The organism is Actinoplanes sp. NPDC051405 (assembly GCF_055586185.1).
On sequence record NZ_JBVJIR010000009.1, the window covers coordinates 200274 to 225863 of the forward strand.

The 25590-nt window shown below is 70.5% G+C and carries 20 protein-coding genes; 14 read left to right on the plus strand and 6 right to left on the minus strand.

Features of this window, described 5'->3' with window-relative positions; translation table 11 throughout:
* Nucleotides 1-334 precede the first annotated feature (334 nt).
* A complete protein-coding gene (locus ACZ6S4_RS20915; RefSeq protein ID WP_465476642.1) occupies nt 335-2053 on the plus strand; it encodes a hypothetical protein in 1719 nt (572 codons plus the stop codon).
* Nucleotides 2054-2055: 2 nt separating this feature from the next.
* On the opposite strand, the gene ACZ6S4_RS20920 is transcribed toward ACZ6S4_RS20915, so the two are convergent.
* From ACZ6S4_RS20920 to ACZ6S4_RS20930, 3 genes are all read right to left on the minus strand, one after another.
* The gene (locus ACZ6S4_RS20920; protein ID WP_465476538.1) at nt 2056-3573 is read right to left on the minus strand and encodes a glycosyltransferase family 87 protein; all 1518 of its coding nucleotides are present in this window, start codon (nt 3571-3573) and stop codon (nt 2056-2058) included.
* Nucleotides 3574-3701: 128 nt separating this feature from the next.
* Nucleotides 3702-6545: a transglycosylase domain-containing protein gene (locus ACZ6S4_RS20925; protein ID WP_465476539.1), complete on the minus strand. Its 2844-nt coding sequence runs from the start codon at nt 6543-6545 to the stop codon at nt 3702-3704.
* 189 nt (nt 6546-6734) lie between these two features.
* On the minus strand, nt 6735-7202 hold the full coding sequence (locus ACZ6S4_RS20930; protein ID WP_212992388.1) for a DUF5318 domain-containing protein: 468 nt from the start codon (nt 7200-7202) through the stop codon (nt 6735-6737).
* Between the two features lie 164 nt (nt 7203-7366).
* Here ACZ6S4_RS20930 and ACZ6S4_RS20935 point away from each other — a divergent pair, with 164 nt between their 5' ends.
* From ACZ6S4_RS20935 to ACZ6S4_RS20945, 3 genes are all read left to right on the plus strand, one after another.
* Nucleotides 7367-7999 carry a PadR family transcriptional regulator gene (locus tag ACZ6S4_RS20935; protein ID WP_465476643.1) on the plus strand — a complete coding sequence of 211 codons (633 nt, stop codon included), beginning with the start codon at nt 7367-7369 and terminating at the stop codon, nt 7997-7999.
* Nucleotides 8000-8019: 20 nt separating this feature from the next.
* A complete protein-coding gene (locus ACZ6S4_RS20940) occupies nt 8020-9099 on the plus strand; it encodes an inositol-3-phosphate synthase (protein WP_360547126.1) in 1080 nt (359 codons plus the stop codon).
* A gap of 85 nt (nt 9100-9184) precedes the next feature.
* The gene (locus ACZ6S4_RS20945; protein WP_465476540.1) at nt 9185-9784 is read left to right on the plus strand and encodes a hypothetical protein; all 600 of its coding nucleotides are present in this window, start codon (nt 9185-9187) and stop codon (nt 9782-9784) included.
* A gap of 326 nt (nt 9785-10110) precedes the next feature.
* Here ACZ6S4_RS20945 and ACZ6S4_RS20950 read toward each other — a convergent pair whose 3' ends face one another.
* The gene (locus ACZ6S4_RS20950; RefSeq protein WP_433723341.1) at nt 10111-10569 is read right to left on the minus strand and encodes a methylated-DNA--[protein]-cysteine S-methyltransferase; all 459 of its coding nucleotides are present in this window, start codon (nt 10567-10569) and stop codon (nt 10111-10113) included.
* A gap of 29 nt (nt 10570-10598) precedes the next feature.
* Nucleotides 10599-12029 carry a CCA tRNA nucleotidyltransferase gene (locus tag ACZ6S4_RS20955; protein WP_465476541.1) on the minus strand — a complete coding sequence of 477 codons (1431 nt, stop codon included), beginning with the start codon at nt 12027-12029 and terminating at the stop codon, nt 10599-10601.
* A gap of 82 nt (nt 12030-12111) precedes the next feature.
* Between ACZ6S4_RS20955 and ACZ6S4_RS20960 the strand changes: the two genes are divergently transcribed.
* The 8 genes from ACZ6S4_RS20960 to ACZ6S4_RS20995 all read left to right on the plus strand — a co-directional run bounded on the left by ACZ6S4_RS20960 (nt 12112) and on the right by ACZ6S4_RS20995 (nt 21118).
* Nucleotides 12112-13011, plus strand: a complete 900-nt coding sequence (locus ACZ6S4_RS20960; RefSeq protein ID WP_465476542.1) for a hypothetical protein — start codon at nt 12112-12114, stop codon at nt 13009-13011.
* A gap of 51 nt (nt 13012-13062) precedes the next feature.
* Complete coding sequence (gene murJ / locus ACZ6S4_RS20965; RefSeq protein ID WP_465476543.1) at nt 13063-14829, plus strand: murein biosynthesis integral membrane protein MurJ; 1767 nt, start codon at nt 13063-13065, stop codon at nt 14827-14829.
* A 176-nt stretch (nt 14830-15005) separates the two neighbouring features.
* The gene (locus ACZ6S4_RS20970; protein WP_465476544.1) at nt 15006-16547 is read left to right on the plus strand and encodes a protein kinase family protein; all 1542 of its coding nucleotides are present in this window, start codon (nt 15006-15008) and stop codon (nt 16545-16547) included.
* A gap of 44 nt (nt 16548-16591) precedes the next feature.
* Nucleotides 16592-17410 (plus strand): RNA polymerase sigma factor SigM, encoded by an 819-nt coding sequence (gene sigM / locus ACZ6S4_RS20975; RefSeq protein ID WP_465476545.1) that lies wholly within the window; start codon nt 16592-16594, stop codon nt 17408-17410.
* A complete protein-coding gene (locus ACZ6S4_RS20980; RefSeq protein ID WP_465476546.1) occupies nt 17407-18387 on the plus strand; it encodes a hypothetical protein in 981 nt (326 codons plus the stop codon). The genes sigM and ACZ6S4_RS20980 overlap by 4 nt, the downstream gene beginning before the upstream one ends.
* Nucleotides 18388-18532: 145 nt before the next feature.
* Nucleotides 18533-19492, plus strand: a complete 960-nt coding sequence (gene trxB / locus ACZ6S4_RS20985; protein ID WP_465476547.1) for a thioredoxin-disulfide reductase — start codon at nt 18533-18535, stop codon at nt 19490-19492.
* A 16-nt stretch (nt 19493-19508) separates the two neighbouring features.
* Nucleotides 19509-19832 carry a thioredoxin gene (gene trxA, locus ACZ6S4_RS20990; protein ID WP_212987036.1) on the plus strand — a complete coding sequence of 108 codons (324 nt, stop codon included), beginning with the start codon at nt 19509-19511 and terminating at the stop codon, nt 19830-19832.
* A 134-nt stretch (nt 19833-19966) separates the two neighbouring features.
* Nucleotides 19967-21118 carry an N-acetylmuramoyl-L-alanine amidase gene (locus ACZ6S4_RS20995; protein ID WP_465476548.1) on the plus strand — a complete coding sequence of 384 codons (1152 nt, stop codon included), beginning with the start codon at nt 19967-19969 and terminating at the stop codon, nt 21116-21118.
* Between the two features lie 4 nt (nt 21119-21122).
* On the opposite strand, the gene ACZ6S4_RS21000 is transcribed toward ACZ6S4_RS20995, so the two are convergent.
* On the minus strand, nt 21123-21788 hold the full coding sequence (locus ACZ6S4_RS21000; RefSeq protein ID WP_360546662.1) for a GNAT family N-acetyltransferase: 666 nt from the start codon (nt 21786-21788) through the stop codon (nt 21123-21125).
* A gap of 197 nt (nt 21789-21985) precedes the next feature.
* Between ACZ6S4_RS21000 and ACZ6S4_RS21005 the strand changes: the two genes are divergently transcribed.
* Nucleotides 21986-23287 carry an aminotransferase-like domain-containing protein gene (locus tag ACZ6S4_RS21005; RefSeq protein ID WP_465476549.1) on the plus strand — a complete coding sequence of 434 codons (1302 nt, stop codon included), beginning with the start codon at nt 21986-21988 and terminating at the stop codon, nt 23285-23287.
* A complete protein-coding gene (locus ACZ6S4_RS21010) occupies nt 23284-24258 on the plus strand; it encodes a D-alanine--D-alanine ligase family protein (RefSeq protein ID WP_465476550.1) in 975 nt (324 codons plus the stop codon). Before ACZ6S4_RS21005 ends, ACZ6S4_RS21010 begins: the two co-directional genes overlap by 4 nt.
* Nucleotides 24259-25590: the final 1332 nt, after the last annotated feature.

Here is a 25590-nt window from a genome sequence, read left to right on the forward strand (position 1 = left end):
GACCGACGCCGCACCCACCGCCAACGACACCGCAAAGTCAGGCCCCGCGAAGACAGTCACCAAAGACCCCGCGAAGGCCGATGACACCAAGACCGACACCAAGACCGACACCAAGGACGCCTCGAAGGCGGACGCCGACAAGGACAAGAGCGACAGGACCCCCGAAGGCGACGGCAAAGGCGACAGCAAAGGCACCGGAAAGACCGACCAGGAAGCCCCCACCGGAAAGCCCACCCGCCGCCGAAAGTCCAAACTCCCCTCCACCCGCCCACCCGGCGCCCCACCAGACCCGTGGACCGCCTTCGCCGAAACCTCCGAGCGCGCCCCCGGCCGCATGAGAAAGGCCACCCGGGCTCTCGGCCGCGCCCTCATCCACGAGTACGCCCTGGTCGTCTACGGCTCCCTGCTGCTCGCCGTCCTGCTGACCTGGCCCACCCTTCGCTACCCCCTGCACACGTTCCCGCAGGACATCTGGGATCCGTCGCGGCAGGCGTGGCAGGTGTCCTGGGCCGGGCACATCCTGATCACTGAGCCGGCCCGGCTCTGGCAGTCCAACGCCTTCTTCCCCGAGGCCTACAGCTACGCGTTCGGCAGCAGCCTGCTCGGTTATGCCCCGGCCGGCATGATCGGCAGCGGCCCGCTCGCCGCCGTCCTGCGCTACAACATCCTCTACGTGCTGGCCCACGCCCTGCTGGCCATCGGCGGCTACGCCCTGATCCGTCAGCTCGGTGCCGGCCGCACCGGCGCCATCGTCGGGGCGGTCGCCTTCGCCTACGCGCCGTGGCGGCTGGCCCAGGAGGGCCACCTCGACATCATTTCCGCGGGTGGCATCCCGCTCGCCCTGGCCATGCTCGCCCGCGGCCATGGCTGGTCCATGCGGTACGGCTTCCGCCCCGACCGCCGCCACGCCGGCTGGGCCACGGTGGGCTGGCTCGTCGCGACGTGGCAGGTCACTCTCGGGTTCTCGCTCGGTCTGCCGTTCGCCTATGTCCTCGCCCTGCTCATCGTCGTCGTCGGGTTGGTGGTGCTGGTCCGCTGGTTGCGCCGCCGGTCGCCGCGGCCCGTACTCGGGTGGCGGTTGCTGGTCACCGATCTGCTGGGAGCGCTGATCTTCGCCGGGGTCGGGTTGCTGATCGCGTTGCCGTACCTGCGGGTGCCGGACACCGGTCCGGCCGGCACCGAGATCCGGTTCTTCTCGGCTCCGCTGCGGTCGCTGTTGATCGGCCCGGCCGAGTCGCGGATCTGGGGCGCCCCGCATGCCGTTCCGCGCCAGTCACTGGGCTGGCCCGCCGAGATGGCGCTGCTGCCCGGGTTCGTGCTCTACGCCCTTGCGCTGGTCGGCCTGGTGTTCTCCGTCTGGCGGATGTGGCAACGCCTGCTGCTGCTCGTCGCTGTTGTGGTCAGCGTGATCCTCACCGTCGGCACCACGTTCTTCGAGGGCCGCTGGTCCTATCTGCCGCTCTTCGGTCATCTGCCGGCGTCTTTCGGGGTGCGGATCCCCGGCCGGATGATGCTGTGGGTGACGTTGCTGCTGGCTGTGCTCGCCGCGGGTGCGGTCGCCGAGTTCGTGCGCCGGGCCGAGCATCTGGCCGCGCACCGAGTGCCGCCGTGGCCCGGTCCGTGGCTGCGGCTGGCGACGCTCGTGCCGCTGCTGCTGGTGCTGGTCGAGACGTGGAACGCGACCGCGCATCCGGTGGTGCCGGCGCAGCCCACGGCGATGCGGACCCTCACCGGTCCGATGCTGGTCCTGCCGACGACCGCGCTCACCGATCAGACCGTCATGCTCTGGTCGACGTCACGGTTCCAGGAGGTGGCGAACGGCAGCGGTGGGTTCGCACCGCAGCGTCAGTCCGAGCTGCGCCGCTCGGTGGCCACCTTCCCGGACGTGGCGAGCATCGAGTATCTGCGGCAGCGCCGGATCGGCACGGTCCTGTTGTTGCGGGCGGAGGTTGTCGGCACGCCGTGGGAACGCTCGGGTGACGTGCCGGTGGAGACCCTCGGCATCCGCCGCGAGGACCTGGACGACAACTCCGTGGTCTTCTACCTGGACTGAGCTCAAGCCACCGGGGTCGGTGGCGGCGCGACCGGCGCGCTGTCGTCGACGGCCGGTCGTGGTGCCACCCGCAGCCGCCGGCGCAGCGGCTCGATCCAGCCGGCGTCCGGCGCGCCGTCGAGCACGCCGCCGTCGGGGTCGTCCCGGTAGTTGTGCCGGACCACGTCCAGTTCCGGCCGCCAGATCTCGCGGATCACCAGCCCGCACAGGATCGCCACCGTGATCAGCCGCAGGCTCGAGGCCAGCACGAACGTGCCCTCGGGGATGACCGGCTTGCCACCCGCGCCGAGCAGTTCCGCGTAGAACGCCGCGAAGTAGCCGATCTCCGCCACCGTCCACGCGATGATCGCTCCCCAACGGGGCCGGGCCAGCACGATCAGCGGCAGCAGCCACAGCACGTACTGCTGGGACCAGACCTTGCTGAAGATCAGGAACGCGGCCACCACCAGGAACGCGAGCTGGGCCAGCCGGGGCCGGCGCGGGGCCAGCAGACACAACGCGGCGACACCGAGGCAGGCGAGCGCAGTCAGCGCGTACGAGACGTTGTTGAGCACCGGGACGTGGTCGCTGAGCCACTGGAACGGGCCCTGGTCGCCGGCCACCCCGGTGTTCCACTTGGTGTCCAGGTAGCGGCCGATGTACCAGGACGTACCCCAGTCGATGGGCCGTTCCCGGTTCAGGTCGAAGAAGCGCATCCAGCTGTCGCGGTAGAGCACGGCGACCGGGATGTTGACGATCAGCCAGGCGGCGACGGCCGTGGCGGTCGCCGTCCAGAACTGCGGCATGCGTTTGGCCCGCAGAGCCAGCACGAACAGCGGTCCGAGGATGAACAGCGGCCACAGCTTGGCAGCACCGCCGAGGCCGAGCAGTAGGCCGGCGGCCACCGGCCAGCGTCTGGCCCAGGCGTACAGACCGAACACGGCCAGGCCGATGGCGAGGAAGTCCCAGTTGACCGTCGCGGTGACCAGCACGATCGGGGAGAGCGCGAAGATCGCCGCGTCCCAGGGCCGGCGGCGGCGCAGCGCCAGGATCATCGCCACGGAGGCGACGGCCAGCGCCGACAGCACCAGCGCGTTGGCGTTGTAGAACCACTTGCCCTGGTTGATCTGCGGGTACTTCTCGCCGAGGGCGTGCACCGGCAGCCCGAGCGCGCCCATGAAGTAGCCGGTGACCACCGGGTACTCCACCGGGTGGTCCCTGTACGGGACCTTGCCCTCGTTCAGCCCTTCTGCGTAGTACAGCGCCAGCACGTCGGTGTAGCAGAACCGGGTGTACTGGACGTTCTTCTGCCAGTCGCCGTCCTGGCAGGGGGACTTCTGCACCCAGCTCAGCGCCAGCGTCAGGCAGAGCAGCCCGAGGACGATCCGCGGCACGGTCCAGAACCGGCCCCGGCGGGCTTCCGGGCGTACGGCGTGTTCGCCGAGCGGTCCGCCGATGGCCTGGGACAGCCCTCGGACGAAGCCGTCCGATTCGGCGGGCAGGTCAGACCGGTCGGTCTCCTCAGACGATGGCGCGCTCATGCTTTGGCATCATGCCGCATGCGCCGGACGGGCAGGAGACGCCCTACGGCACAGTCCGGCCACAACGTCACAAAAGCGAAGTGGCGCCCACCTCCGGAGAGAGGGCGCCACTTCGGGTGTCGAGGACGTCAGTTGCCGTCGTCGGTGTTCTCGTCGGCTTGTCCGCCACCGCCATCGGTGTTGTTACCGGTGTCCCCGTTCGGCGTTTCGGGCAAGTTGATGCCCGGCGTGCCGTTGTCGGGCCCGCCGTTGCCGTTGCCGTTACCGTTGCCGCCGTTCCCGTTGCCGTTTCCGTTGTTGTTGTTGTCGCACTGCTGGAAGATCCCGCAGAACGGGTTCTGCGGATCGCCGGCCGGCGGGGGCGGCGGCGGGGGCGGCTCGACGCCGTTGCCCTTCTTGCTCGGGTCGACGAACGCGGTCGAGTTCGGCAGGAACGGCTTGTTCTCGGCCTTGATCGCCTTCGAGGCGGAGTCCAGGAACATCTTCCAGATCTCGCCCGGGATGGAGCCGCCGTTCATGGGCTTGCCGTTGCGCTTGAAGATCGGCAACAGCTCCATCTGCTTGGTCTTCTTGTTCACCTTCTCGCGGCCCACCCAGACGGAGGCCGCGATCTCCTTGGTGCCGCCGACCATCCAGGCGTCACCGTTCTCGCCGGGCTTACCGCCCTTGCCGGTGAACTCCCAGGTGCCGGTCTTGCCGATGGCCTTGCGGCCGTTGTCCAGGCTGATGCCGTTGATCCCGGGGATCTTCTGCATGACGTTCTGCACCGCGGCGGCGACGTCGGGACTGAACGCCTTCTGCGGGTCGAGCTTCTCGCCAGTGTTCTTGACTGCGACGAACTTGCCGGTCTTCGGGTCGCGCTGCGACACCGAGCGGACGAAGTGGGCCTTGTTGTAGACGCCGTCGTTGGCGATCGTGGCGACGCCGCTGGCGTGGTCGAGCGCGGTGATCGCGTACTGGCCGAAGCCGACCTCGCGGCCGTAGCCCTTCTTCTTCAGCTCGGCCTCGCTCAGCTTGTTGAGGTCGTAGCGGGCTGTGGTCTCCGGGTCACCGATCAGCTGGATGCCGGCCTTGTGGGCCATGTCGATGACCTTTTCCGGGCCCAGCTTGTCGGCGAGCCAGTAGAAGGTGAAGTTGTACGACTGCTCGGTGGACACCTCGAGCGTGCAGGCCTTCGGGTTCGGGCACTTGAGGTTTCCGCCCTCACGGCCGGAGTTGCTGATCTTGCCGCCGCCGTTGACCTTCTTCAGCGTGGAGTCCCAGATCGTGTCCATGCCGTAGCCGTCGCTCAGCGCGGCGATCAGCGTGTAGATCTTGAACGTCGAGCCCGGCGGCCGGCCGCCACCGATGAACGTCTTGCCGTCATCGGTGTAGTTCGGACCGGCGTAGTCCCAGCTCGCCGCGTCCGGGCCGCCATAGTAAGCAAGCACCCGGCCGTTCTCCGGGTTGATGGCGACCAGGGCCGACTTGTAGGTGGAGGCCATCCCGTTCAGCGGCGACTTCTTGCTCTGGGCGTTCGCCGCCTTCTCGGCCTGCTCCTGCACCTCGGGGTTGATCGTGGTGCGGATCTGCAGGCCACCCTGGTTGAGCTCGGCGTCGCTGATGCCCATGTCGCGCAGCTCGCGCTTCACGTACTTGACGATCTTGGCGCTCGGCTTGTTGTTAGCGCACGTGGTGGTGCACTTGTCCGGGTCCCACTTCTTCCAGGTCTTCGGGTACTCGGTCGGCGGATTGATACCCGCGGGCACGCCGGCCGCGGGCAGCCCGGCCGGCAGGGCCAGCTCGGTCATGTTGCCGACCGTGTACCGCCAGCGGTCCAGGGCGTCCGGCATGCTGTTCTGCGGGTCGTAGCCCTTGTGTGTGGCCGTCGGCTCCGGCTGCTTGATCACCGCGGCGAGGACCGCGGCCTCGCCGGCCGTGATCGCGTTCTTCTGGCCGATCGGGGTCAGGACGGACTTGCCGAAGTACGCCTTCGCGGCGGCCTCGACGCCGTACGCGCCCCGCCCGAAGTACACGGAGTTGAGGTAGCGACCGAGGATCTCGTCCTTGGTGTACTCGTCCTCCATCTTGCGGGCGATGACCGCCTCACGGAGCTTGACGTTGTACGTGATCTCTTTGCGCTTGGTGGCGTACTTCGCGTACTGCTGGGTGATCGTCGAGGCACCCTGGGTGTCGCCGCCGGTGAAGTTGTTCCACGCGGCGCGGGCGATGCCCTTCATGTCGATGCCGTTGTGCTTGTAGAAGCCCTTGTCCTCGGCCGACACCACCGCGAGCTTGACCAGCGGGTTGATGCTGCCGTCGGGCACGATCGACCGATTGAACTGACCCAGCGAGGCGAGCACCGTCTTGTTGTCGCCCGCGAGCAACTGGGTGGTCTGCGCCTCGGCGGTCGGCTCCTTGAAGTCGACGTTGTCGAAGAAGTAGGTGCCGCCGACCACACCGGCGCCGAGCAGGATGACCAGCACCGCGGCGGCCGCGGTCAGGATGTTGGTCCGCCGGCGGCGCTTGGAGGCCTTGGTGAGGATCTTGCCGGCGCTGCCCCGCTTGTCGTGCCCGGCACCGTCCGGATCGCCGGGGCCACCCGGCCCGCCGACGCCCGGGGACACCGGCCGCACGGCCGCGCGCGCGACAGCGCCGCGGCTGCCGTAGCCCGGTGCGGCATCCGAGGGACCACCCACGGAGGCCCGGCCGCCGACGCGGGCCGAACCCACGGATCCCGTGCCTGCCCCGACCGACGCCCGGCCCGCACCACCGACGGAGGCCCGGCCACCGACCGCGGCCGCACCGACGGAGGCGGCGCCACGCGGCGCGGAGCCGCCGACGCTCGCCCGACCGCCGGCCGGACGCCGGTAGGCGTCGGGCGAGGGCCGTTCGTCGTAGCCGGACTGGTCGTCGTCAGGCGTGGATGCAGCGGACGGCCCGGGCACTCGGGCCCGGGCACGCGCAGACTGCTGGTCGCCGTACGAGTTCATTCGGTCACACCTACCGGTCGCGGTGGCGCACCAGAGAAGCCCTGGAGGGGCTTCGGAGGCGCTGCCACGGGCGGACGATTCTGGGCTGCGGGTCTGCAGCCGCCCTGTCGGATGTCAAGAATGACCGACTGCGGCGCTGGATGCCCGTATCGGTCGGGGTCGTGTCCACGTTAGCGACGTTGAGGCCGCTCACTGTCGGCCCTCCCGGCGATGTGACGACGACCCTGTCTCGCGGTGGCGGCCCGAGGCGGACGAGGCGACGGCCCCGCCCTGGTCCAGTTCGTCGGGGGTCAGCGCGTCCCGGCCGAGCAGGTACTGCTCGATCAGATGGTTCCACGCGCAGGACTGGCACACCTCGACCACGAAAACCTGGAACTCACGCAGCGTCATCGCCAGGACCGGGAGCTCCGCGAGCTTGCGGGCCTGCCCGGCGGACTGCTTGAGTTCATCGCCGTAGATGTAATGCACCAGGGTGAGGTTGTCGCGACGGCAGACCGGACAACGGTCGTCGGTCGGCTCGCCATGGAACCTAGCTGCGTTTTTCAGGTACGGCGACGCGTCGCAGACTTCCAGCGTCCCCACCTTGCCGTTGTGCACGTCACGCAGCAGCGCTCGCTTCTGAAGCGAGTAGTCGACCACCTGCCGCTGCGTACGCATGGCGAAGAGAGTACGCGGTCCGCACCCGTACGGCGACAGTCATCACACAGCGTGGCGCGGCGACTGCGCAGGCATGACCGCCCTTGCGGTGAACCGTATCCCGATCTACGGTGACGATGTATCGGGCCGATACATCGTGGCAAGCAGTGAAGGGGGTGGGCGTCTTGTTGGAACTCGCGATCCTCGGACTGCTCCAGGAATCCCCGATGCACGGCTACGAGCTGCGCAAGGAGCTCGCCACCAAGCTGGGCACCATCCGCGCGGCGATCAGCTACGGCACGCTGTACCCGACTTTGAAGCGGCTGCAGACGGCCGGCTGGATCGGTGAGGCCGAGGCGGCCGACACCGAGATCATTCCCCCGCTGACGAGCAAGCGCGGCCGGGTTGTCTACAAAATCACCGCCGAAGGCAAGGAACGCTTCGCCGAGCTGCTCGCCCAGGCGGGCCCGGAGACGTACGACGATGCCGGGTTCGGCGTGCATTTCGCCTTCTTCTCCCGGACCGACCGGGCGACGCGGCTGCGGATCCTCGAGGGCCGCCGCCGCCGGATCGAGGAACGCCGGGAAGGGCTGCGTGAGGTTCTCGCCCGCGCGTCCGACCGCCTCGACGCCTACACCCTCGAACTACAGCGCCACGGACTGGACGCCTGCGAGCGCGAGGTCCGCTGGCTGGAGGAGCTCATCACCAACGAGCGCTCCGGCAAATCACCGGCAACAGCGACAAACCTCAAACAAGGCACGTCCCCAGCCGGGGAGACACCCCTCGAAGACCCGAGTCCGCGTCAGGACCGGCCGTGATGAACAAGGAGGCAAACGCGATGGGCTCCGTCCGCGTCGCCATCGTCGGTGTGGGTAACTGCGCCTCGTCCCTCGTACAGGGCGTGGAGTACTACCGCGAAGCCGACCCCAACGACCGCGTCCCGGGTCTCATGCACGTGACCTTCGGCGACTACCACGTGTCCGACGTGAAGTTCGTCGCGGCGTTCGATGTGGACGCCAAGAAGGTCGGCATGGACCTGGCCGAGGCGATCGTCGCCAGCGAGAACAACACGATCACGCTGGCCGACGTCGCGCCCACCGGCGTGACCGTCCAGCGTGGACCGACCTTCGACGGTCTGGGCACGTACTACCGCGAGATGGTCGAGGAGTCGTCGGCCGAGCCGGTCGACGTCGTCAAGGCCCTGCGCGACGCCGAGGTCGACGTCGTCGTCTCCTACCTCCCGGTGGGTTCCGAGGAGGCCGACAAGTTCTACGCGCAGGCCGCGATCGACGCCGGTTGCGCGTTCGTCAACGCCCTGCCGGTCTTCATCGCCTCCGACCCGGCGTGGGCCCAGAAGTTCACCGACGCCGGCCTGCCGATCGTCGGCGACGACATCAAGAGCCAGGTCGGTGCGACGATCGTGCACCGCGCGCTGGCCAAGCTGTTCGAGGACCGCGGGGTCGAGCTGCTGCGCACGTACCAGCTCAACTTCGGCGGCAACATGGACTTCATGAACATGCTGGAGCGCAAGCGCCTGGTGTCGAAGAAGATCTCCAAGACCCAGTCGGTGACCTCTCAGATCCCGCACGAGATGGTCAAGAGCGACGTGCACATCGGCCCGTCGGACCACGTGCCGTGGCTCGACGACCGCAAGTGGGCCTACATCCGGCTCGAGGGCCGCAGCTTCGGCGACACCCCGCTGAACGCGGAGCTCAAGCTCGAGGTGTGGGACTCGCCGAACTCGGCCGGCGTCATCATCGACGCGGTCCGGGCGGCGAAGATCGCCAAGGACCGCGGCATCGGTGGCCCGATCCTCTCGGCGAGCTCCTACTTCATGAAGTCCCCGCCGGTGCAGTACAACGACCACGACGCGAAGGACGCGGTCGAGGCGTTCATCAAGGGCGACATCGAGCGCTGATCCAGCGCCAGAGGAAAGGCCGGACCGCGATGCGGCCCGGCCTTCTTCATGTGATCTTCGGCACGCCATCGCTAAGCTCATCGATGTGCGACTCATCACGGCCGCCGTCGTGCTCGCCCTGGCCGGGTCTCTGACGGCCTGCGCCAGCCCGGGCGACACCCCATCCGGTACGCCCATAGCAAAGTCCGAGACGGTAACGCTGTGGGCCAGCGCGGCACCCGCCCCGCCGCAGGTGGTGCCGCCACCAGTTCGGGGCACACCGGCGGTGGGCTGCGACGGCCGGCGGATCCAGCCGGCTCAGCCGAAGCGGATGAGCTCGGCGTTGCCGCGACCGATGACCAGCGCGCAGGCCGACGCCGCCGAACGGGCCCGCCGGGCGCTGGAGGCAGCCAACCCGCCGCTGCCCCGGCGTGGCCCGCTGCCGTCCGCGGCGGCAGCCCAGGCCGAGACCTGCGCCCGGAGCCTGTCGCCGCAGCTCAACCTGCTCATGCACGGCCGCGGTCCGATCGACGAGCAAACCCTGCGGGCGCTCCTCACCCGCGAGGGCTTGACCGGCGTGATGATCGGACCGGGACCGGCCTTCGCGGCCGCGACGGGCGACGCCTGTGTGCACGGCAGCCTCGCAGGAGAAGGACCGGACCTGAGCATCGGCCCACCCGGCCCCGACGGCACCTGCCACCCCTGATCCCGACAGCGGCTCCGCCGACCCCGGCCGGCCCGGCCAACCCGGCCCCGCCAACCCGCCCCGCCAATCCGGCCCGCCAATCCGGCCCGCCAATCCGGCCCGGCCAACCCGGCCCCACCAATCCGGCCCCACCAATCCGGCCCCACCAATCCGGCCCGGCCAATCCGGCCCCACCAATCCGGCCCGGCCAACCCGGCCCCACCAATCCGGCCCGGCCAACCCGGCCCCACCAATCCGGCCCGGCCAACCCGGCCCCACCAATCCGGCCCGGCCAACCCGGCCCCGCCGGCCTCGGCCCCGCCGGCCTCGGCCCCGGGCCGCTGGCGTCAGCCCCAGGCGCGTTCCAGGGCGACTCGGGCCTCCAGCTCCAGCAGCTGCCGCTTGCGGGGCAGCCCGCCACCGAACCCGGTCAGCTTGCCGCCCGCACCGACCACCCGATGGCACGGCACGATCACCGGCACCGGGTTGTGGTTGCAAGCCGTCCCCACCGCGCGGGCCGCGCCCGGATCACCCAGTGCCGTCGCGATCGCGCCGTAAGTGAGCATCTCGCCGTACGGGATAGCGGCGATCTGGCCCCACACGGCCCGCTCGAAATCGGATCCGCCGCGCAGCTCGACCGGCACCGTGAAATCCGTCAGCGCACCGGCGAAGTAGGCCTTGAGCTGCTCGACGGCCGGATGCTCGGCCGCCTCGCCGGAGGTCGCGCCGAACCGCACGCCGACCACGACGTCACCGTCGAGCCGGACGCCCAGCGGTCCGATGGGGGAGTCCACGAGCAGCTGCATGACCCGATTGTGCCGCGCGGGTACGACAGTCAGGAGGTGTGGCCCTGCTCGCGGGCCCAGCGGCGCAGCTCCGCCTCGGCCTCGTCGCGGTCCAGCGGCCCGCGGTCCAGCCGCAGCTCCTTGAGGAAGCGCCAGGCCTGGCCGACGATCGGTCCCGGCGGCACCCCGAGCAGCTCCATGATCGCGTTGCCGTCCAGGTCCGGCCGGACCCGGGCCAGGTCCTCCTCGGCGGCGATCCGGGCGATCCGCTCCTCGAGCGCGTCGTAGTCGGCGGACAGCGCCGCCGCCTTGCGCTTGTTGCGGGTGGTGCAGTCGGAACGCGTCAGCTTGTGCAGCCGCGGCAACAGCTCGCCGGCGTCGGTGACGTAGCGCCGCACTGCCGAGTCGGTCCACTCGCCGCGGCCGTACCCGTAGAAGCGCAGGTGCAGCGCGACCAGCTCGACCACCTGGGACGTGACGTCCTTGGGGTACTTCATGGCCTTCATCCGCTGCTTGGTGAGCCGCGCCCCGACCACCTCGTGGTGGTGGAAGCTGACCCGCCCGTCGCGGCCGACCGCCTTGGTGGCCGGCTTGCCGACGTCGTGCATCAGCGCCGCCATCCGCAGCACGAAGTCCGGCCCGGCGTCACCCTCGAGCCGGATCGCGTTGGTGACCACGATGAGCGTGTGCTCGTAGACGTCCTTGTGCTGGGCGTGCTCGTCGATCTCCAGCTTGAGCCCGGAGATCTCCGGGATGAACCGGTCGGCCAGGCCGGTGTCGACCAGCAGCCGCAGCCCGGCGATCGGGTCGAGCCCGCACAGCAGCTTGGTGAACTCGTCGCGGATCCGCTCGGCGGTGATCCGGTCGAGGTCGGCGGCCATCTCCGTCATCGCCTCGACGACCGGCTTGTCCACGGCGAAGCGCAGCTTGGCGGCGAACCGGGCCGCGCGCAGCATCCGAAGTGGATCATCGGTGAACGACGACGCGGGCGAGTCCGGCGTCCGGATGATCCCGGCGGCCAGATCCTCGAGCCCGCCGTACGGGTCGGTGAAGACGTGACCCGGCAGGCTGACCGCCATCGCGTTGATCGTGAAGTCGCGCCGGCGCAGGTCGTCGAGCAGGTTGTCGCCGTACTCCACCACCGGGTTACGGGTCACCCCGTCGTACGCCTCGGCCCGGTACGTGGTGATCTCGAGCCGCAGGCCGTCCTTCTGGATGCCGATCGTGCCGAACTCGCGGCCGGTCTCCCAGATGGCGTCCGCCCAGCCCTTGACCAGGGCGAGCGTCTGCTCGGGCCGGGCATCGGTGCAGAAGTCGAGGTCGTCGCCGAGCCGGCCGAGCAGGGCGTCCCGCACCGAACCGCCGACCAGGTGCAACTCATGGCCGGCGGCGCCGAAACGGCGTCCCAGCTCATCGGCGACGGGGGAGACGCGCAGCAACTCCGTGACGGCGTTGCGCTGGGCTCGGCTCAACTCAGACATGGGACGACCAGGGTAGCGTCCCCGCCTCAGCTCAAGGGCGGTGGGCAGGGCTTCCTGGCAGTCGCCGGGGACGACGGGCAGGATGGACGTCGTGCCCATTTCCGCGGCGCTGCGTCGCCTCAGTGAGGACCCGCGGTTCTGGTCCTTCCTGCTGGTGCACGACGGCGCGTTACCCGATCCCGACCCGGTCGAGCTGCGCGTCAGCCTCCCGGTCACCGGCGGCTACGGCCTCGTGCTCGACCTCGACCTGGTCACCGGCGAGCAGACCCTGGGCCTGCGCGAGCCCGCGAGCAGCGAGCCCGTACAGCTCGGCTGGGCCGCGCCGGGCCGGCCGTATCCGGCGGCGCTGCGCTGGCACGAGCTGGAGCTGTGCGCCCGGGTGATCGCCCTGGAGGACCCGACCCTGCCGCATCCGGGGCTGGTCGTGGCCCTGCTGTCGCCGTTCGCGCCGCTCACCGCCGACGATGACGAGAGCGCGGCCGCGGCGGTGCGCGAGGCGGCGTACCGGTCACTGCGCCGTGAGGTGCCGCCGGCCGCGCCCGCCGGTCCGGAGCAGGCTCCGCTGCCGCTCTTCGCGGCCGACGCCTGGTGGCCGCAGCCGCCGGCGCCCTCACCCCGGGTGATCGACGAGGCCGCGGTCGCGGCCTACACCGCCCCGGCCCACTCGCGGCTCGAGGTCCGCGGCGGCTCCCGCTTCCCGGCCGACGGCCTGGCCGAGCTGGTACGGCAGGCAGCCCAGCGCCTGTCCCGGCTGCCCGAGGAGCAGTGGTACGCCGAGGTCCGGCCACTGGCGCGGCACATCGCGGACACCGGCGACCTGCGCCCGGTCAACGATCTGCTCGGGGTGCTCACCGAGGCGGGCTGTGACCACCCCACCGTGCTCGACGCGCTGAGCGAGCCGATCGTGGAAATCGAGGCGTGCTGGATGGTGGAGACGCTGGCCGGTGCGCTGCCCGGCAGCCTGCTGCGCCGTCACGTGTGAGGCACCGCCTGGCTAGGGTGACGGTGTGTCAGTACCCCTGGGGAGGTCTTGGTGAACGGCGGCCTGTACCGGAGCGCGCACGCGGCGAGCGACGGTGACCCGCAGCCGTCCGACGGCGCGATCCTGATCTCCGTCGACGGCTCGGCCCCGACCGCGGCCGGTGACGAGGCGTTGCCGCCGGAGGACGTCCCGCCCACCGGCGGCGGCACCGAGGGCGGCAGCACGGCCGGCAACAGCGCCATCATGGCGGCCGGCAGCCTGGTCAGCCGGATCATCGGCTTCGTCCGCAACATGCTGATCGGCATGACGCTGGGCGCCGGCATCGGCGACGCGTACACCAGCGCCCAGTTCCTGCCGGGGCAGATCTACGAGCTGCTGCTCGGCGGCATCCTGTCCAGCGTGCTGATCCCGTTGCTGGTCCGGCGGCGCAAGGCCGACCCGGACGGCGGGCTGCTGTTCACCCAGCGGCTGCTGACCTTCGCGGTGGTGACGCTGGGGGTCGCGACGGCGCTGGTGGTGGCCGCCGCGCCGCTGATCACCTACATCCAGTCCGGCGACAACACCACGCCCGCCTACCGAAACCTGGTCACCGCGTTCGCGTGGCTGATCCTGCCGATCATCTTCTTCACCGGCCTGTCCGCGATGATCAGCGCGGTGCTCAACGTCCGCGGGCACTTCGCCGCACCGATGTGGGCGCCCATCCTCAACAACGTCGTCGTCATCGCCACCTGCGGCGTCTTCATCGTGGTCTTCGGCACCACCAACGGCTTCCGGCCCGAGGACATGACGCCCGGGCGGATCGCGCTCATCGCCGGCGGCACGCTGCTCGGCATGATCGCCCAGGCGCTCGGCCTGCTGCCGGCCCTGCGCAAGGTGGGCTTCGCCTGGAAGTGGCGGTGGGCGCCGCGCTCACTGGGCCTCGGCGAGGTGGGCCGGCTGGCCGGCTGGATGCTCTGTTACGTCGGCGCCAACCAGCTCGCCGTCTTCGTCGTGGTCCGCGTCCTGAACGGCGTCTCGGGCAAGAACAACGCCAGTGTGCTCGCCTTCAACAACGTCTACCTGCTGACGATGATGGCGCACGGCATCATCGGCGTCTCGGTGATGACCGCACTGCTGCCCAAGATGAGCGCCGCGGCCGCCGAGGGCCGCTACGCCGACGTCAGCGCCGACCTCAGCCGCGGCATCCGCCTGACGGTCACCGCCCTGGCCCCGATCGCCGTCGCGTACGGCGTGCTCGGTGTGCCCATCGCGGTGACACTGTTCCAGGGTGGCGCCTTCACCTACGAGGACGCGTTCGCGACGGGCACGGTCCTGGTGGTGGCGGCCTTCGCTGTGATCCCGCTCTCTGTCAGTTACCTGTGTACTTATGCCTTCTATTCACTGCAGGGCAACAAGACGGTGGCGCTGATCAACGTGCCCGTCGTCCTGCTGCGGATCGCCGGCTACTTCGTGCTGGCCGAGATGCTGTCGGAGTCACTCGCGGCCGCCGGCATGACCGCCGCAAATGCTGTGTCCTACCTGCTGTCCGCCGTGATCTCGCTGGCCGTGCTGCGCCGCCGGATCGGCCGGCTCAACCTCGGCTCGGTGGCCAAGGCCCTGCTGAAGGTGCTCGTGGCGGCCGTTGTCGCGGGCGCGGCGGGCCTGCTCGTCGTGCACCTGCTGCCCGGAGGTGACACGCCCGGGCGATTGACAGCGGCACTTCAGGTCGTCGCGGCCGGCGGCGTCATCATGATCGTCTACCTGGCCACCGCGGCGCTGCTGCGGGTGCGGGAGATCAACCAGGTCGTCGGCATGGTGCGGCGCAAACTCGGGCGCTAGCGTGTGGAAAACCTGTGGACAAATCTCTGAACAGGTAATTTTCGGTCCCCGAGCGGCGGAAACGGTCCTGGCGGGCGGTGTCGGACGAGTGCCGCGGCGGGGGATGACGTGTAGGTCACTGGCTCGGGGCGGGTAAGGTCGTGGTCGACACGTGCGGACCCACCGAGGGAGGACGGGTGACCCAGGTCGGCGAAGGCCACGAGACCGCGGCCGATGAGGCCGGACCGGTCATGACCTTCGGTGCACCCACCGTCGGTGAGATCCTGGCCGAGCGGTACCAGCTCGAGGAACACGTCAACAACGACAGCGCGGGCCGGCAGGTCTGGCGCGGCATAGACGTGATCCTCCGGCGCCCCGTAGCCGTCGTGCTGCGGTATCCCGGCGGGGACTCCGCGACCGAGATGCTGCAGGCGGCGGTCGACGCGAGCCGCGTCATCCACCCCAACCTGGTCGGCGTCTACGACGCGATCGACGAAGGCTCCCGGGCGTACGTGGTGCGCGAATGGGTCGACGGCGAGGCGCTGCGCGAGCTCGTGGCACAGGAGGGCCCGCTGGATCCGGCCCGCGCCACGGCGATCGCCCACTCCATCGCCGACGCGCTGGCCGCGGTCCACGCGACCGGCATGGTCCACGGCAACGTGCACCCCGGCACCACTCTGATCGGCGACGACGGCCGGATCGTGCTCGCCGACGCGCGCGCCGACTCCGCCGACAGCACCGAGACGGACGTGCGCTCGGTCGGCGGCATCCTCTACTTCTCGCTCACCGGTCACTGGCCGCACGCCGAGATCAGGGGCTCGGCGCTGCCCGACGCGATGCGCGACAGCAGCGGCGCGGTCATCCCGCCCCGGCAGATCCGCGCCGGCGTCCCGGCCTACCTCGACGACCTGACCATGGACCTGCTCGACAAGCGGGTCGCGTCCCCCGAGGCCGACGCGCTCACCGCCGAGCTGGCCCGGCTGGACTCCGCCGACGACGACTACGAAGACGTCGGCCCGCTGCGCTTCACCCAGGGCACGTCGGCCGAGCCGGTCCGCAGCACCCGCAAGATCGTCATCGGCATCGGCGCGCTGGTCGTCATCGCCGTGATCGGGCTGGTCTTCGGCATTCAGGCGATCAGCAAGTCGGGCGACGACACCCCGTCGACCACCCAGGCCAACACCGCGCCGCAGGATCCCGCGGGCGGCAACACGGGCACGGGCAACACCGACAACGAGGCCCCGGCCGCCGCGCCCAAGAAGATCGCCCTCACCCCCGACATGGTCCGCATCGTCGACCCGCCGGAAGGTGACCGCACCGACGAGGGTGAAGCCGCCTACACCGTCGACGACGACAAGGACACGGTCTGGAAGACCTCGGGCTTCCTGCAGGCGAAGTTCTACAACAAGCCCGGCATGGGCCTGCTGATCAACCTGGGCACGCCCCGCACGGTCAGCGAGGTCCGCGTCGAGACCTCGTCGCCCGGCATCGCGATGGACATCCGGACCGGCACCAGCGACCCGGGCAACAACTCGCAGGGCGACGAGAAGATCGTCAAGGACTACAAGAAGCTGGGCGACGGCGACACGGCCAAGACCGACGGCAACAACGCCGTGTTCCCGCTCTTCGACGAGAACCAGAAGTACCAGTACATCCTGGTCTTCATCACCGAGCTGCCGCGGGACAGCGACGGCAAGTACCGCGCCGAGATCAGCAAGGTCGAGGTCTACGGCAACTGACAGGGTGACCCACCCTGTCGCCCCCCTCGACTAGATTGCTGGGCGTGACTTCCGGCGACGCGCAGAGCGGCCCGTCCGCCCCGGACAACCCCGGGCGGACGGACGCGGAGCTGTTGCGCGCCCACGTCGACGGAGATCCGCAGGCGTTCAACGACCTCGTCCGCCGGCACCGCGACCGCCTCTGGGCCGTGGCGCTGCGCACGATCGGCGACCGCGAAGAGGCGGCCGACGCGGTCCAGGACGCACTGCTGTCCGCGCACCGCGGCGCCGCCAAGTTCCGCGGTGAGTCCGCGGTGACCACGTGGCTGCACCGCATCGTGGTGAACGCCTGCCTGGACCGCATCCGCCGCCGCCAGGCGCACCCGACGGTCCCGCTGCCGGACGGCACCCGCTCGGACGACGGCCCTGGTGGTCCCGAGCCGGCCGCTCCGGTGCAGGACCACGACACCGCGCTGGTGGTGCGGGCGGCGCTGGCGGCTTTGCCGGTCGAGCAGCGGGCCGCCCTGGTGCTGGTCGACGTGCAGGGCTATCCGGTCATCGAGGCGGCCGAGATCCTCGGGGTCGCCGAAGGCACGATCAAGAGCCGATGCGCCCGTGGGCGGGCGCGGATGGCTCTGGCCCTTGGCCACTTGCGGACGGGCTCGGACACCCCGGGCTCCGGACCAGCGGTGGCGACGGCCACCGGGACCACTGCCGCCACCGGCACGACTGCGGCGGCCGGGCCGGCCGGGGCGGCCGGGGGAGACGGCGATCACGCCGGGAACCGGGGGGCTACCGCGCGCGTCCCATCCGGGTCGGCTGCGACAGCGCCGCACCTTTCCGCGCGTGACGGGTCTGTCGCCGACAGAGGGGACCAGCAGTGACCGGGGCAGAGTTCAGCGAGGTCGATATCGACCTGCTCGCCGACTATGTCGGTGGCGCGCTGGACGGCACCCCCGACGAGGTCCTCGTCACCAATTTGATCGCTGAGAACCCGGCCTGGCGTGACGCTCACGCTCAGCTCTCCGGCGGGGTCGCCGCCGTGACCGGTCAGCTGCGGGCGCTGGGTTCGGTCGCCGAGCCGATGCCCGCGGAGGTTTTCGCCCGGCTCGACTCTGCGTTGACCGCGGCTGCTGCCGACCAGAGCGGCGGCAAGGTCACTTCGATCGCTGACATTTCTTCTGGTGTCACGGCCGGTCCGGCCGCTATGGAGCCGGGCACCGATGGTGCTGCGCCTGATCGGCATCTGGTCTCCGTACCTTCGGGGTCTCGGGGTAGGCGGGCGCGGCGGCTGCGGTGGGCCGCGCCGGTCGGGATCGCCGCCGGGGTGCTCGCGTTTCTGGGCTTCGGTTTCCAGCAGTTCTCCGGCGCGGACAGCGCCGACACCTCGGCCGCCGGTTCCGCCGCGGAGGCGCCGCGGGCGAACTCGGGCCAGGAGCTCGGCGCGCCGGATGCCGCGCCCCAGATCCTGGAATCGGGCACCGACTATCGCCGCGACACCCTGGGTTCGGCCGGCATGACGACGATGCTCGACCGGCCCCCGGCGCGGGACTCCAGCACGGACGCCCGCAAGGGGTTGCCGGGCGTCGGGGCGTCGGCGGAGGTCGCGGCCGCGGCCGATCCGGCCCTCGCTCGCCTTCGGGTGCAGGAGGCGCTGCGCGCGTGCATCCAGGCCATCGCGGCGCAGCACGGCGTCGGTTCGATCACCCCGCAGACCATCGACTACGCCCGGTTCGACAACCGGCCGGCCCTGATCGTTCAGTTCGTCGCCGACGGTGAGTCGTGGGTGTGGGCAGTGGGTCCGGCCTGCGGCACGCGCGGAGTCGGCGCGGACACCCGCGCTTCGGTGAAGGTAGGCTGAACGGACGTCGTCCCGCCCGGCGTGAGGTGGGTTACCTATGCCCTCCGGCACATGCCGTGACGCGCGGGAATGCGCCCTCATACGATGACGTTCCAGCATGCGATGTCGCCGGTGTCCCCGGCGAAACCAGACTGAGGAGTCGGCAGTGGACGAGGTCCGAAACCTGATCATCATCGGCTCGGGTCCGTCCGGTTACACCGCGGCGCTCTACGCGGCCCGGGCGAACCTCAAGCCCCTGGTCATCGAGGGTGTGCAGTCCGGTGGCGCGCTGATGACGACCACCGAGGTCGAGAACTTCCCGGGTCACCCGGACGGGATCATGGGTCCCGAGCTGATGGACAACATGCGTAAGCAGGCCGAGAAGTTCGGCGCCGAGTTCATCACCGATGACGTGACCCGCGTCGAGCTGGGGGACAAGCCGACCGAGCCGGGCACCGAGGGCCTCAAGACGGTCTGGGTGGGCGAGAAGGAATACTTCGCCCGCGCGGTGATCCTGTCGACCGGTTCCGCGTGGCGTCCGCTGGGTGTGCCCGGTGAGCAGGAGCTGCTCGGCCACGGTGTCTCGTCCTGTGCGACCTGTGACGGCTTCTTCTTCCGTAACCAGCACATCATCGTGGTCGGCGGCGGTGACTCCGCGATGGAGGAGGCAACCTTCCTCACCCGCTTCGCCGAGACCGTGACGATCGTGCACCGCCGTGACTCGTTCCGCGCCAGCAAGGTGATGGCGCTCCGCGCCCGGAACAACCCGAAGATCAAGGTCGAGTGGAACAGCGTCGTCGAGGAGATCCTCGGTGACGACGGCAAGGTGGCCGGCGCCCGGCTGCGTAACGTGCAGACCGGCGAGACCAAGGTGCTCGACGTGACCGGCGTTTTCGTCGCGATCGGCCACGACCCGCGCAGCGAGCTCTTCAAGGGTCAGATCGAGATGGACGACGAGGGCTACGTCAAGGTCGACCATCCGAGCACCCGCACCAACATCCCAGGCGTGTTCGCCGCCGGCGACCTCGTCGACCACACCTACCGCCAGGCCATCACGGCCTCCGGCACCGGTTGCGCCGCCGCGCTCGACGCGGAACGCTTCATCGCCTCGTTCGTAGAGCTGTAATTCAGGAGGGTTTTCCGTGGGAGCAACCAAGGCCGTCACCGACGCCACGTTCGTGACCGACGTGCTGCAGTCCGACAAGCCGGTGCTGGTCGACTTCTGGGCGGAGTGGTGCGCACCGTGCAAGAAGGTCGACCCGCTGCTCGCCGAGATCGCCAACGAGATGGGCGACCGGGTCCAGATCGTCAAGGTCAACATCGACGAGAACCCGGAGACCGCCCGCGCCTACCGGGTGATGTCCGTGCCGACGCTGACCATGTTCAAGGGCGGCGAGGCGGTCAACTCCGTCGCCGGCGCCAAACCCAAGGGCGCCCTCGTGAACTTCATCGAGTCGGCACTCTGAGTCGTTCCACGACGCCCCGCATCCGCCCGGATGCGGGGCGTTGCGCTTTGCCGTGAATCATCGCGTCCCCCCGCCCAGGGGTACGCTCCGTAAGTTGCCCTCTGCTCTTCCCCCCAGTCGTTAGGGAGCCGCGCGTGCGTTCGATCCGACGTGGAGACACCGGACCGGCCGTCGAGGAGATCCAGTCGATCCTGGTAGGCCTGGAGTTGCTGCCGGCGGTCGCCGACACCTTCGACGAGGCCACCGAGAACGCCGTACGGGCCTTCCAGCAGAGCCGCGGCATCGGCGTCGACGGGCTCGTCGGCCCCGAGACGTGGCAGGCCCTCGACGGCGCCCGCTGGAAGCTCGGCGCCCGCACCCTCTACCACTCGGTGCCGACGTCGCTGGTCGGCGAGGATGTCCGGGCGCTGCAGGAGCGGCTCCTGGAGATGGGCTTCGACAGCGGCCGCGCCGACGCCATCTACGGCCCGCGCACCGCCCGGGCCGTGGCCCAGTTCCAGCGCGAGGTCGGGCTCACCCCCGACGGCTCGTGCGGCCCGCAGACCATGAAGGCGCTGCGCCGGCTCGGCCGCAAGGTCGTCGGTGGCCGCCCGCAGTGGCTGCGCGAGGCCGAGGCGTTCCGCCAGTCCGGCTCCAGCCTGGTCGGCAAGACCATCGTGATCGACCCGGGCCACGGCGGCGTCGAGGATCTGGGCGTGGTCGTGCCGGACGGTCAGCTGCGGTGGACCGAGGCCGACCTGGTCTTCGACCTCGCCAACCGGCTCGAGGGCCGGCTGCTCGCCGCCGGCATGCGCGTGCACCTGACCCGCGGCCCGTCCCCGGTGCAGCCGATGACCGGCCAGGAGCGGGCGGCCCTGGCCAACAGCCTCGGCGCCGACCTGTTCATCTCGCTGCACCTGGACGGCCAGGAGAGCCCGGTCGCGGACGGCGTGGCGACGTACCACTACGGCACCGGCAACGGCCTCACCTCGACGGTGGGGGAGCGGCTGGCCAACCTCGTGCAGCGCGAGATCGTCGTGCGCACCGGCATGCGCGACTGCCGGATCCACGCCAAGACCTGGGAGCTGCTCCGGCTGACCCGGATGCCCGCCGTCCGGGTGGACCTGGGCTACCTGACCTCGCCGACCGACCGGGAACGGCTGGTCGACCCGGCCTTCCGGGAGCAGGTCGTCGAGGCGATCCTGGCCGCGGTCCAGCGCATGTACTTCCCCGTCGAGGCCGACGTGCCGACGGGCTCGATCGACGTGCGGCAGCTGCGGCTCGCGCTGGCGTCCCGCAACGCCTGAGCGATCAGTTCGGGGTGGAGCGAGTGGCTGCCGCGGGACGCACCGGCCGCAGCAGCGTCTCCGGGCTCATCGAGCCGAGGAGCTTCTCCAGCGCGTACTCGACGTCGGACTTCCACGACAGGGCCGTCCGCAGCTCCAGCCGCAGCCGCGGATAACGGGGGTGTGGGCGGACGGTCTTGAAGCCGACCGACAGGAAGAAGTCGACCGGGGCGACGCAGCCTTCCTCGCCGTCGCCCGCCTCACCGAACTTCGCGTCGCCGAAGGCCTCGATCGCCTTCACCCCGCGCTTGGTGAGGTCACGCGCGACCCCCTGGACGAGCATCCGGCCGAGGCCGCCGCCCGCGAACGCCGCCACCACGTGCGCGGTCATCAGCAGCGCGGCGTCCGCCGAGACCGGCGAGGTGGGGAAGGCCATGGACCGCGGCACGTACGCCGGCGGGGCGTACATGACGAAGCCGGCGGGCATCCCGTCGACGTATGCCAGTTTTCCGCAGCTCCCCCATTCGAGGAGGGTCTGCGACACCCAGGCCTCCTTCTCGAGGCCCGGATCGCCGGAGGCGCAAGCACGCTCCGCGGAGACCGGATCGAGCTCCCAGTAGACGCACTGGCGGCAGGGCCGGGGCAGATCCTCGAGCGTGTCGAGAGTCAGGTTGACCAGGCGTCGCGACATGCGGGACCCCTTGAGAATCGACAATTTTCCGGACTCGAAGCACGGTCCTGTTCACGTGCTCGTCCGCGCCCCCGCACGGATACTACGCCGCAATGGCCTTGAACGGGAGCGTAACGGTCGTTAACCGCAGGCGCCCCCATGCGTCGGACCTTTAGCATGGACGCCGATGTGACCAGCGATTTATCGAGGTGAGCCGCATGACCGGCACGACCCAGGACGACTACACAGATCGGTACGCGCGGCGGGTCCGCGGGATGACGACCTCCGAGATCCGCGCCCTGTTCGCCGTGGCGAGCCGGCCCGAGGTGGTCTCGCTGGCCGGTGGGTCGCCGTACATCGCGGCGCTGCCACTGGACGCGGTGGGGGAGATGATGGGCCGGCTCGCGACCGAGCTCGGCACGACCAGCCTCCAGTACGGCATCGGCCAGGGCACGATCGAGCTCCGCGAACGCATTTGTGAGGTCATGAGCCTGTCCGGCATCGACGCGTCCGTCGGGGCGTCCCCGGACGACGTGGTCGTGACCGTCGGCGGCCAGCAGGGCCTCGATCTGGTGGCACGGCTGTTCCTGGACCCGGGTGACATGGTGCTCGCCGAGGGGCCGACCTACGTCGGCGCACTCGGCGTGTTCCAGGCTGCCCAGGCACAGGTGCGGCACGTGGCCATGGACGCCGACGGCCTGGTGCCCGCCGCGCTCGAACAGGCCATCGTCGAGGCTGGGGGGCGGGCTAAGTTCCTCTACACGATCCCGACGTACCAGAACCCGGCCGGTGTCACGCTCACCGATGCCCGGCGCGACGAGATCCTCGACATCTGCGAGCGACACGGGATGCTGGTGGTCGAGGACGACCCGTACGGGATGCTCAGCTTTGCCGGCGAGGCGCCGCGCCCCCTGCGGGCCCGCCGGCGCGAGGGCATCATCTACGTCAGCACGTTCTCCAAGACGTTCGCGCCCGGGCTGCGGGTCGGCTGGGTGCTCGCCCCTCATGCCGTACGGGAAAAGCTGGTGATGGCCAGCGAGGCGAACATCCTGTGCCCGAGCGCCTTCGCGCAGGGCGCCGTGACGCAGTATCTGTCGACCATGCCGTGGCGCGAGCAGATCAAGACGTACCGCGAGATCTACCGGGAGCGCCGCGACGCGCTGCTCGACGCGCTGCGTGATCTGATGCCGGCCGGCACGACGTGGACCCGGCCGGAGGGCGGCCTGTTCGTCTGGGCGACCCTGCCGGAAGGCCTCGACTCGAAGGCGATGATGCCGCGGGCGATCGCGGCCCGCGTCGCCTACGTGCCCGGCACGGGCTTCTACGCCGACGGTACCGGCGGCACCAACCTGCGGCTCAACTTCTCGTTCCCGCCCCCGGAACGCATCCGCGAGGGCGTGCGCCGGCTGGCCGGCGTGATGGAGCAGGAGCTGGCGATGCGCGCGGTCTTCGGACCGACAACCCCATCGCGCCGTCGTGGCCACGCCGGCGCGGACACTCCCGGCCCGGACTTGGCATGATCAACACCATGGGTACGCCATCAGAAACGCACGTCCTGGTCTTGGCCGGCGGCCTGTCCTACGAACGGGACGTGTCGCTGCGGTCAGGCCGCCGGGTGCTGGACGCCCTGCGCGCGGCCGGCCTGTCGGCGGAGATGCGGGACGCGGACGTGTCACTGCTGCCGACGCTGCGCGAGGACCCACCGGATGCGGTCGTGATCGCGCTGCACGGGGCGACGGGGGAGGACGGGTCGCTGCGCGGGGTGCTGGATCTCTGCGGCATCCCGTACGTGGGTTGCGACGCGCGCGCGGCCCGGCTCGCCTGGGACAAGCCGACCGCCAAGTCGATGCTGCGCGAGGCCGGGATCCCTACGCCGGACTGGGTCGCGTTGCCGCACGACCGGTTCTCGGAGCTGGGCGCGGTGGCGGTGCTGGACCGGATCGCTGAGCGGCTCGGCCTGCCGTTGATGGTCAAGCCGGCGCAGGGCGGGTCGGGGCTGGGCGCGGCGGTGGTGCGGGAGGCTGCGGCGCTGCCGGCGGCGATGGTGGGGTGCTTCGCGTACGACTCGACGGCGTTGGTGGAGAGGTTCGTGCCGGGTACGGACGTGGCGGTGTCGGTGGTTGATCTGGGGTCCGGGCCGCAGGCTCTACCGGCTGTGGAGATCGTCCCCCGGAACGGGGTGTACGACTATGCGGCTCGGTATACGGCTGGGTTGACCACGTGGCATGCTCCTGCGCGGCTGTCTGCTGCCGTGGCGGGGGCGGTTGCTGAGGCGGCGTTGGCGGCGCATGAGGCTCTGGGATTGCGGGATCTTTCTCGGGTGGATCTGATCGTGGATTCCGAAGGGCGGCCGCATGTGCTCGGGGTGAATGTGTCACCTGGGATGACGGAGACGTCTTTGCTGCCGTTGGCTGTGCAGGCTGAGGGGTTGGACTTCGGGAAGATGCTGGCGGCTTTGGTGGGGCGGGCGGTGGGTCGGGGGGCTGCTTGAGTCCAATCGTTCTTTTGAGGGTGGTCGTCCCGCGCGTGTGGGGTGGCCACCCTGATTTTTGGGCTTGGCGTGGCGGGGGCGAGGTGTTCTCTGGTCGGTTGGGATGCGGGCTGGGGAGTGCTTGAGTCGGAGCCGACATCAGGCTGAGGTAGGTGCGCGGACCCGGCTGGGACAAGGGCCGGGGACAGGGTCCGGGTCCGGCTTCGGGTTGAGGGCCTGGAGTGGCCCGCCCGGAGCGGCCCACCCAGAGCGAGGCCCGGAGCGGCCCACCCCCGGAGCGACGCCCGGAGCGGCCCACCCCCGGAGCGACGCCCTGGAGCGGCCCGCCCGGGAGCGACGCCCGGGGTCCTTGGCCGAGAGCCAGACGGCGGTGGGCCCGTTCGAGGACCAAGTCGAAGCGGGCCGCGAGTTCGGGGCTGGATGTCTAGCCCCGGGCCACGACCGAGGGCCGAGTCGGCGTCGGGGCCGAGGTCGGCGTCGGCGTCGGCGTCGGCGTCGGCAGATCGCAGGCCACGGACCATAGGTGGAGCTCTGGGGTCCGCAGCCGAGGGCTGGGCGACGGCCGCGGCGGGGTCGACGCCGCGGCAGAGGCGACGTCGGGGTCGGGGTCGAATGCAGGCGCCGTCAGGGCCGCGGCCGAATGCGGGCCGACGGCGGGCCGGGGTCGAAGGCCGAGGGCCGAGGGACCAGGGCCGAGGGACCAGAGCCGAGGGACCAGAGCCGAGGGACCAGGGCCGAGGGACCAGGGCCGAGGTTCGAAGCCGGGAAGTCGAACCGACATGGGTGGAGGCGGTGCAGGCTGTCGGCCAGCATTGGGTCGAAGTCAGGGTCGAATGCAGGCGCCGTCGAGGCCGCGGCCGAATGCGGGCCGACGGCGGCCCGGGGCCGAGGGACCAAGGCCGAGGTTCGAAGCCGGGAAGTCGAACCGACATGGGTTAAGGCCGTGCAGGCTGTCGGCCAGCATTGGGTCGAAGTCAGGGTCGAATGCAGGCGCCGTCGAGGCCGCGGCCGAATGCGGGCCGACGGCGGCCCGGGGTCGAAGGCCGAGGGACCAAGGCCGAGGGACCAAGGCCGAGGTTCGAAGCCGGGAAGTCGAACCGACATGGGTTGAGGCGGTGCAGGCTGGCGGCCAGCATTGGGTCGAAGCTGGAAGTCCGCGTGTGCCGGGTTCCGGGATTTAGCCCGGGGCCGGTCTCGGGGTCGAGTCAGGGCGCCCGTGGATGGAGTCGTGGGGGGGGGGGGGGGGGGGGGGGGGGGGGGGGGGGGGGGGGGGGGGGGGGGGGGGGGGAGGGGGGGGGGGGTGGGGGGGGAGGGGGAGCAAGAAACGAGGGA

What these genes read in the sequence shown, in the direction of transcription:
- ACZ6S4_RS20960 (WP_465476542.1), top strand. Translation starts at nt 12,112, where the DNA reads ATGGACGTCGTGCCCATTTCCGCGGCGCTGCGTCGCCTCAGTGAGGAC.
- ACZ6S4_RS21005 (WP_465476549.1), top strand. Translation starts at nt 21,986, where the DNA reads ATGACCGGCACGACCCAGGACGACTACACAGATCGGTACGCGCGGCGG.
- ACZ6S4_RS21000 (WP_360546662.1), bottom strand. Translation starts at nt 21,788, where the DNA reads ATGTCGCGACGCCTGGTCAACCTGACTCTCGACACGCTCGAGGATCTG.
- ACZ6S4_RS20930 (WP_212992388.1), bottom strand. Translation starts at nt 7,202, where the DNA reads ATGCGTACGCAGCGGCAGGTGGTCGACTACTCGCTTCAGAAGCGAGCG.
- ACZ6S4_RS21010 (WP_465476550.1), top strand. Translation starts at nt 23,284, where the DNA reads ATGATCAACACCATGGGTACGCCATCAGAAACGCACGTCCTGGTCTTG.
- ACZ6S4_RS20940 (WP_360547126.1), top strand. Translation starts at nt 8,020, where the DNA reads ATGGGCTCCGTCCGCGTCGCCATCGTCGGTGTGGGTAACTGCGCCTCG.
- ACZ6S4_RS20925 (WP_465476539.1), bottom strand. Translation starts at nt 6,545, where the DNA reads ATGAACTCGTACGGCGACCAGCAGTCTGCGCGTGCCCGGGCCCGAGTG.
- ACZ6S4_RS20920 (WP_465476538.1), bottom strand. Translation starts at nt 3,573, where the DNA reads ATGAGCGCGCCATCGTCTGAGGAGACCGACCGGTCTGACCTGCCCGCC.
- ACZ6S4_RS20955 (WP_465476541.1), bottom strand. Translation starts at nt 12,029, where the DNA reads ATGTCTGAGTTGAGCCGAGCCCAGCGCAACGCCGTCACGGAGTTGCTG.
- ACZ6S4_RS20950 (WP_433723341.1), bottom strand. Translation starts at nt 10,569, where the DNA reads ATGCAGCTGCTCGTGGACTCCCCCATCGGACCGCTGGGCGTCCGGCTC.
- ACZ6S4_RS20915 (WP_465476642.1), top strand. Translation starts at nt 335, where the DNA reads ATGAGAAAGGCCACCCGGGCTCTCGGCCGCGCCCTCATCCACGAGTAC.